Consider the following 7,880-nt stretch of genomic DNA (forward strand, 5'->3'; position numbering starts at 1 on the left):
AATCGCCAATGCCCATATTTGCACTGATGTTTGTAGCTGGTGCATGGGTATTGCAACAATTGCCTTGGCTGCCATCCCTGTCCTGGGGATGGTGTGTGCTACTGGTATTTCCCTTGTGGTGTTTGCGCCAATTCCCGTTGACGCGGTATGTAGCAACCGGCTTGTTGGGAATGATGCTTGGGTTTGGCTGGGCTGCGTGGTGTGCGCATGGCAGGATGGCTGACCAGTTGCCCCACGCATGGGAAGGGCGGGATATTGAGATTGTCGGTGTGGTGGCAAGCCTGCCAGCCATGCATGAGCGCGGCAGGCGCTTCGATTTTGCTGTTGAGCAAGTCAAGACGCCGCATGCTGTGGTGCCGACGAATATTTCCTTGATGCAGTACAGTGGTGATTACGTGATGGATACTGTTTCCGCCACAGCATCGAATAGGTCCCTGCCAGAATTTCATGCGGGAGAGCGCTGGCAGCTGACTGTGCGTCTCAAGCGGCCTCACAGTACAGCCAATCCTCATGGATATGATTTCGAGTTGTGGATGCTGGAGCGCAATATCCGCGCTAGTGGCTACATCCGGCAAGCACCGCAACCCGTCATGCTGAGCGCCAGAGTGCTCAAGCCGCAATACATGATAGAGCGAGTGCGTGAGCACATTAGCCAGTACATGATGCAAGCGCTGTATGGTCAACCCTATGCAGGTGTGTTGAGGGCATTGGCAATTGGGGCGGATGATGCGGTCAGCCAGCAGGATTGGCAGATATTCCGGCGTACGGGCATTGTCCACTTGATCAGCATCTCTGGTGTGCATATCACCATGTTGTCGGCAATGGCATACGCTTTGGTTTATGCCATCTGGTGCCGTATTCCATATTGGGTACTGTATGTGCCTGCGCGCAAGGTGGCATTGGTGGCTGGAGTGGCGACAGCCATTGCTTATGCGCTGGTGGCAGGGTTCTCTGTGCCGACGCAGCGAACCCTGTATATGTTGAGTGTGTTTGCAGTGGCCTTTTGGTCAGGCAGGCGGGTATCGTTTGGCAGGGTACTGCTGTTCGCACTGCTGGTTGTCGTGCTGATTGATCCGTGGGCGGTTCTAGCTGCAGGTTTCTGGCTGTCGTTCGGTGCGGTGGCATTGATCGCTTACGTCATGGGGAAGCGTATCCGCAGGCCGCATTGGTTCAGGGATGCCATATTGTCGCAATGGGCAGTAACGGTTGGCTTAATGCCAGGCTTATTGCTGCTGTTCGGCCAGTTCTCTCTGGTTTCACCATTGGCAAATGCTTTTGCCATTCCCTTGGTAAGTCTTGTGATTGTGCCATTGACCTTGCTGGGCAGTTTTTTATCCGTGGATGTTCTGCTATGGCTAGCGCACTGGATCATGCAATTGGCAATGCAGCTGCTGGGCTGGCTCAGCGATTTGCCTGCTGCAGTCTGGCAACAACATGCGCCTACGACGCTCTCATTATTGCTTGCCGTTGGCGGCATTGCCTGCCTATTGTTGCCCAGGGGGATAGCATTGCGCTGGCTTGGCCTGATAGCAGTGCTACCAATTTTCTTCAATAAGCCTGATACGCCTTTGCCTGGGGAGATGCGAGTGGCGGTACTGGACGTTGGTCAGGGACTGGCGGTTGTGATTCGCACAAATCAACACACCTTACTTTACGATACTGGACCAAGGTTTTCTAGTGAGAGCGACAGTGGTAACCGTGTCATTGTGCCGTATCTGCATGGAGAAGGAATACAACGCCTGCATGGCATGGTAGTGAGTCACGATGACCTTGATCATACAGGAGGGATGGATTCTGTACTGGCTGCTATTCCTGTGGACTGGGCAATCGGCTCGCTGCCCGCTGACAAACCTGTGTTGCGTGCATTGAACCATCGCCCATGTCAGGCAGGTCAGCGCTGGAGTTGGGGCGGCGTGACATTTGAAATACTTTACCCAGCCAATCCGGACCAGTTTTCCTCAAGCGTCAGAACCAATAACCGGAGTTGCGTGCTGCGCGTGCGCAGCGCCGGAGGTACATTATTGCTGCCGGGAGATATTGAGCGTTCCGCAGAGGTTGATCTGCTGGGCATGGGGGCAGAGAATTTCGCGGCTGAGGTTCTTCTTGCTCCCCATCATGGCAGTAAGACGTCCTCTACCCATGATTTTGTTACTGCAGTGAAACCACGGATAGTGATCTTTACTGCAGGATATCTCAATCGATTCCGTCATCCCCGGCCAGAAATTGTCAAACAATATGAATCGCTTGGTGCAAGGCAGTATCGGTCGGATGATGACGGTGCTGTCATCCTGGATTTCAGTCGGGATGGTGGGGTGGTAGCGACCAGCTGGCGTGAGAAATCGCGCCGATATTGGCATGACCAATCTGCAGCTTTTACAAGAGCATCCCTTGCTGAAACTGGCAGTGCGCGATAAAGTAACGCCACTTTACTGAACATATTAGGGGCACTTTCTGTGTGGGAAATTATTAAAGCGGCGGGATGGCCAATCTGGCCGCTGATCTTTGCTTCAGTTGTAGCAGTCGCCATTATTATTGAACGTCTGGTTGCCTTGCGTGAGCAGCAGATCGTACCCAAAACCTTATTGCCTGAAGTACAAAAATGGCTGCGCCAGGGAACAGCCGGCGTTACGCCTGATGCATTGCGCAAGCTTGAGCAACATTCCTTGCTGGGTTTGGTATTCGCCGGCGCGCTACGCAATCTGGGTGCATCACGGGATGTCATGAAGGAAGCGGTGGAAGAGTCTGGTCGCGCCGTGGCACACAAGCTGGAAAAGTATCTGACTACGCTCGGAACCATTGCCACAGTCAGCCCGCTGCTGGGACTGCTTGGTACAGTCATTGGTATGGTGGAGCTGTTTGGTGCCTTTACGGCAACAGGGCATGATGTTGCACAGTTCGCGCGTGGTATTTCAGTTGCGTTGTATAACACGGCCGGTGGGATTGTGGTGGCAGTGCCTGCTATGATTTTCTACCGCTACTTCCGTGGCAAGATTGACGACTTTATCGTGCAAATGGAGCAGGAAGCAGTCAAATTGGTCGAAATTATTCACGGCGAGCGCAAGGAATGAATTTCCAACGGGGTAAAAAGCACGAAGATCTTGAAATGAACCTCGTGCCACTGATCGATGTGCTGTTGGTGATCATTATCTTTCTGGTCGTGAGTGCGACGTTTTCCCGTGTCACGGAATTGCAGATCAATCTGCCGACAGCTGAAGCTGAAACGCCCCAGGACAAACCTCTGGTGATCAATGTCGGGGTGAAGGAGGCTGGGCACTATGTCATTAACAATAAAGATATTTCCGATGGTTCTGTGGCAGGGATTGCAGATGCCATGAAGAAAGCCGTGGGGGATGGAAAAGACCCGACGATTATTATCAGTGCAGATGCGAAAAGTACGCATCAGGCAGTGGTGAATGTAATGGAAGCTGCTCGCCAGGCAGGCTACAGCCAAATTACCTTTGCAACTCAAGCACGCTCCGGCTCTTGATTTTTTAAAAGTATCCAACATGTCCAAGCTTGCTCCTGGGAAGGTTGTCCCTTCCGGGCACAGCGCGCGAGTGCTGTATCTGCGCGTTCTTAAATATGCAACCCGGTATTGGTTTGTATTCCTCATTAGCGTGATTGCGCTGGTGACTTACTCTGCCACTAATACAGGTTTTCTGGCCACCATCAAAATGGTGACAGACGAAGGCTTTGTCAAACAAGACTCAACCAAGTTGAGCCTCTTACCCTTTATGTTGTTCGGCCTGCTGGCTATCCGGGCGTTTGCCGGCTTTATCTCGAGCTTTGCCATGCGCTGGGTGGCGCGGCGTGTGGTGGAGAATCTGCGGCAGGATACCTTCCGTCGCCTGATGAACCTGCCAGTCAGCTTTTTCGATGCAGTGTCGGCGGGTGTCGTGACCTCCAAGCTGACCTACGATACTGAGCAGATGGCGGGTGCTGCGACCAAAGTTGCCATGAGTGCTGTACGGGATACCTTGACGATTATTGGTATGGTGGCATACATGCTGTACCTCGACTGGCAGTTGACGCTGATTTTTGCAGTTGTTGCCCCTGTGATGGCGTGGTATCTCAAAAACATGACACCTCGGCTGCGTAGCGCGGGCAAAATTGTGCAGCAGAGCATGGGCGCCATGACCCAGTCAATTGAGGAGGCAGTTTCTGGCCAGCGCATGGTGAAAATATTCGGCGGTGGTGATTATGAGTATCAACGCTTTGCTAAGATAGCAGGCAAAAATCGTCATATGCAGGTGAGGCTGGCGCGTTTCTCAGGCATGAACAGCATGGTGATCGAGTTGCTGGCAGGTCTTGCGCTGGCCCTGGTGGTGTTCTATGCCGTGGGTAAATTCAGTGCCGGCGAGTTCGCCGCCTTTATTGGCGCCTTATTGATGTTGATTGCGCCAATTAAGACGTTGACAGGTTTGAATGAAGAGCTTCAGGTCGGCCTTGCGGCAGCCCATAGTGTGTTTGACCTGATTGATAGTGTGCCGGAAGTGGATGAAGGCAAGCTGGAAATGGCACGCACAAAGGGTGAAATTGTCTTTGAGCATGTGACCCTGCAGTATGCTACGGCCCAGCGTCCGGCGCTGACGGACTTGAGTTTTACGGTCAGGCCAGGAGAAAAGGTCGCGCTGGTGGGGCGTTCTGGCGGAGGCAAGACCACACTGGTCAATTTGTTGCCACGTTTTTACGAAGCGCAGCAAGGCAGGATATTGCTGGATGGTGTTGATATTCGCCAGATGACACTGAAAAGCCTGCGCCAGCAATTTGCCTTGGTGAGCCAGGATGTTGTGCTGTTCAATGATAGTGTGTTCAACAATATTGCCTATGGTACGTTGCGTAATGTCAGTGAAGCAGAAGTCATTGCTGCGGCCAAGGCAGCCCATGCCTGGGACTTTATCCAACAGCTGCCTAGCGGGCTGCAAAGTGAGATTGGGGATCGAGGTGTGCGCTTATCGGGAGGGCAGCGCCAGAGGCTGGCGATTGCTCGTGCCATTCTCAAGAATGCTCCGATATTATTACTGGATGAGGCAACCTCCGCACTGGATACTGAATCCGAGCGGCATGTGCAGGCAGCATTGGATGAGTTGATGCAGAATAGAACCTCCATTGTCATTGCGCACCGACTGTCCACCATAGAAAATGCGGATCGCATTCTGGTTATGGAGCAAGGGCAAATTGTTGAAGGCGGTAGTCATGAAGAGCTTCTGGCTATGGGGGGGTATTATGCCAAGCTCTATCAGAAACAATTTCATTGAGAGGTAAATTGGTGAGCCAGGCATTTCAGCGGTGGATGGAGCATCAGTGGTATCACCGTACGGCATGGCAAATTATCCTGCGTCCATTTGCATGGATATTCTGGTTGTTGATGATAGTGCGCAGGCTAGCCTATCGTGTTGGACTTCTGAAAAGCCGGCGTTTGCCGGTGCCAGTCATTATCGTTGGCAATATTCATGTGGGTGGAACGGGAAAGACACCTTTTGTTATCTGGCTGGTACAGCAGTTGCGACAGAATGGCTGGTACCCGGGAGTCGTCAGCCGGGGATATGGCGGTAGCGCCCTGCATACCCAGCAGGTAAAGCAAGACAGCACGCCAGAGGTCGTTGGCGATGAGCCCGTATTGTTGGTGCAGCGTACGAATGTCCCCTTGTATATAGGAAGGAAGCGGAGCAGGGCGGCGCGCTACTTGCTCAGGGACTATCCCGAATGCAATCTGATCATCAGCGATGACGGCTTGCAGCACTACGCCCTGAAACGTGATATCGAAATTGCCATTGTGGATGGTGAGCGTATGTTGGGTAATGGCCAGTTGCTGCCGGCCGGCCCCTTGCGTGAAACCAGTGCACGCCTGAAAGAAGTGGATGCGGTAGTATTCAATGGCGGACCCCCTGCGGCAGATAGCTATCTGATGCACCTCGTTCCTGACACTCTGCGACAGGTGAGTTATCCTGAATCAAAAATGGATATATCCGCTCTGGTTGGCAAGCGTGTGCATGCTGTGGCTGGGATTGGCAATCCACAACGTTTCTTTGGTCAACTGGAAAGCATGGGTTTGATCGTGGAGGCGCATGCTTTTCCCGATCATCACATATATAGTGAAGCGGACTTTCAGTTTGCTAAAGATGAGATCGTACTCATGACGGAAAAGGATGCGGTCAAATGTACCGGCTTTGCCCGTGACCAGTGGTGGTTTATGCCAATCACAGCAGAGATTGACCGTGCCCTGGCTGAGAAAATACTGACGCGCCTGACGCGATTAATAGAGAAGGAAAACTGACCAATGGATGCGAAGTTACTGGAAATATTGGTATGTCCCGTATGTAAAGGGCCATTGCATTATAAGAAAACAGAGCAGGAGTTGCTATGTAGCCCTTGCCGCTTGGCATACCCTGTGCATGATGGCATCCCTGTCATGCTTGAAGACGATGCGCGGAAATTGCCTGCCGAAGAAGAGATCAAGTAATGACATTCAAGGTCGTGATTCCTGCACGCTATGCCAGCAGCCGCTTGCCAGGCAAGCCACTGCTGGATATAGCAGGAAAACCCATGGTTGTGCGCGTGGCAGAACAAGCCTGCGCAAGTGGTGCAGAGGAAATAGTCGTGGCGACAGATCATGAGCAGATCCGGGAAGCCGTCCTCAGTTATGGGTATGAGGCAGTCATGACGCGTGCCGACCATGCATCAGGAACGGATCGTATTGCAGAGGTGGCCCAGCATCAAGGCTGGAGCGATGATGCTATCGTCGTGAATGTGCAGGGGGATGAACCGCTCATTGATCCGTTACTGATCGGCGAAGTGGCACATAACCTTTCCAGTCATCCCGCCGCATCCATGGCAACGGCATGTCATCGCCTGCATGATACACCGTCCATATTGAATCCCAATATTGTGAAAGTCGTGCTCGATCAGCAGGGCTATGCCCTATATTTCAGTCGAGCACCAATTCCATACCCGCGCGATGCATTTGCGGCCAACCAGGATCTGCCTGAAGATATGCCGGTATACCGACATATCGGCATCTATGCATATCGTGCTGGTTTCCTGCAGGCATATGCGGCGCTCATGCCGTCTGCCATAGAGCATTTCGAATCCCTGGAGCAATTGCGAGTACTCTGGCATGGATACAAAATCAGTGTGCAAGTAACCGCAAAAGCGCCCGCTTCGGGCGTGGATACAGAGGCCGATCTTGCCTATGTCAGATCTGTGGTCATCAATAGTGAAAATTTACCACTTTGATATTCTGCACTAAGTGATTGATTGAATAAGCTGAAGCAATATCCCCAGCCACTCTGGCCATAAAGTATTCCGCGAAATGCATTGACACTTGGAATTCTACTTTGCTATAGTCTCACTTCTCGACGCAGCACAAACGAAGTAATCAATGTGTTGTGGCGACGCCGGTCGCGGGGTGGAGCAGTCTGGCAGCTCGTCGGGCTCATAACCCGAAGGTCACAGGTTCGAATCCTGTCCCCGCAACCAATTATGCAGAGTCGTTTTTAAATAATTTTGAAAATGATTGACGAGGTAAACAACCCCTGTATAATGCGGCCTCTCGCTGATTGATGAAGTCAGTGGGAAGTATAAAAGAAGTGCCCTGCTCTTTAACAAGATGAACAACCGATAAGTGTGGGTGCTTGTAGGTGAGTGCACATTGATACTTAATTGATTAAGTATCGATAACTCAACAAACAAGTGCTTAACACTTAAATGAAATCTGTAACTTAACAGTTACACCTAAAGATTCATTTGAGAATAAGCCAAGCGATATACCGACCTCGCAAGAGGTCAAACAAGTAATAGTCGGAATTAAACTGAAGAGTTTGATCCTGGCTCAGATTGAACGCTGGCGGCATGCTTTACACATGCAAGTCGAACGGTAA

7 protein-coding genes, 1 tRNA gene and 1 rRNA gene are annotated in these 7,880 nt (G+C 51.7%); all 9 read left to right on the forward strand.

Translation table 11 applies throughout. The features are described from left to right. Positions 1 to 8: 8 nt before the first annotated feature. Complete coding sequence (locus tag CHB59_RS02175) at positions 9 to 2,414, forward strand: DNA internalization-related competence protein ComEC/Rec2 (RefSeq protein WP_089374570.1); 2,406 nt, start codon at positions 9 to 11, stop codon at positions 2,412 to 2,414. Between the two features lie 39 nt (positions 2,415 to 2,453). After that, on the forward strand, positions 2,454 to 3,068 hold the full coding sequence (locus tag CHB59_RS02180; RefSeq protein WP_089374571.1) for a MotA/TolQ/ExbB proton channel family protein: 615 nt from the start codon (positions 2,454 to 2,456) through the stop codon (positions 3,066 to 3,068). Beyond that, entirely contained in the window at positions 3,065 to 3,487 is a 423-nt protein-coding gene (locus CHB59_RS02185) for an ExbD/TolR family protein (protein WP_089374572.1), read from the forward strand. The genes CHB59_RS02180 and CHB59_RS02185 overlap by 4 nt, the downstream gene beginning before the upstream one ends. Positions 3,488 to 3,506: 19 nt before the next feature. Continuing rightward, on the forward strand, positions 3,507 to 5,258 hold the full coding sequence (gene msbA, locus CHB59_RS02190; protein WP_089374573.1) for a lipid A export permease/ATP-binding protein MsbA: 1,752 nt from the start codon (positions 3,507 to 3,509) through the stop codon (positions 5,256 to 5,258). Positions 5,259 to 5,269: 11 nt separating this feature from the next. After that, complete coding sequence (lpxK, locus tag CHB59_RS02195; protein ID WP_179212035.1) at positions 5,270 to 6,277, forward strand: tetraacyldisaccharide 4'-kinase; 1,008 nt, start codon at positions 5,270 to 5,272, stop codon at positions 6,275 to 6,277. A gap of 3 nt (positions 6,278 to 6,280) precedes the next feature. After that, the gene (locus CHB59_RS02200; RefSeq protein WP_089374575.1) at positions 6,281 to 6,463 is read left to right on the forward strand and encodes a Trm112 family protein; all 183 of its coding nucleotides are present in this window, start codon (positions 6,281 to 6,283) and stop codon (positions 6,461 to 6,463) included. Then, positions 6,463 to 7,236 carry a 3-deoxy-manno-octulosonate cytidylyltransferase gene (gene kdsB / locus CHB59_RS02205; RefSeq protein WP_089374576.1) on the forward strand — a complete coding sequence of 258 codons (774 nt, stop codon included), beginning with the start codon at positions 6,463 to 6,465 and terminating at the stop codon, positions 7,234 to 7,236. Before CHB59_RS02200 ends, kdsB begins: the two co-directional genes overlap by 1 nt. 166 nt (positions 7,237 to 7,402) lie before the next feature. Then, a tRNA-Met gene (locus tag CHB59_RS02210) sits at positions 7,403 to 7,479 on the forward strand. A 329-nt stretch (positions 7,480 to 7,808) separates the two neighbouring features. Then, positions 7,809 to 7,880, forward strand: a 16S ribosomal RNA gene (locus CHB59_RS02215); the annotation flags it as partial.

Origin of the sequence: Methylobacillus rhizosphaerae, assembly GCF_900187985.1 — a bacterium.
Classification (GTDB): Bacteria; Pseudomonadota; Gammaproteobacteria; order Burkholderiales; family Methylophilaceae; genus Methylobacillus; species Methylobacillus rhizosphaerae.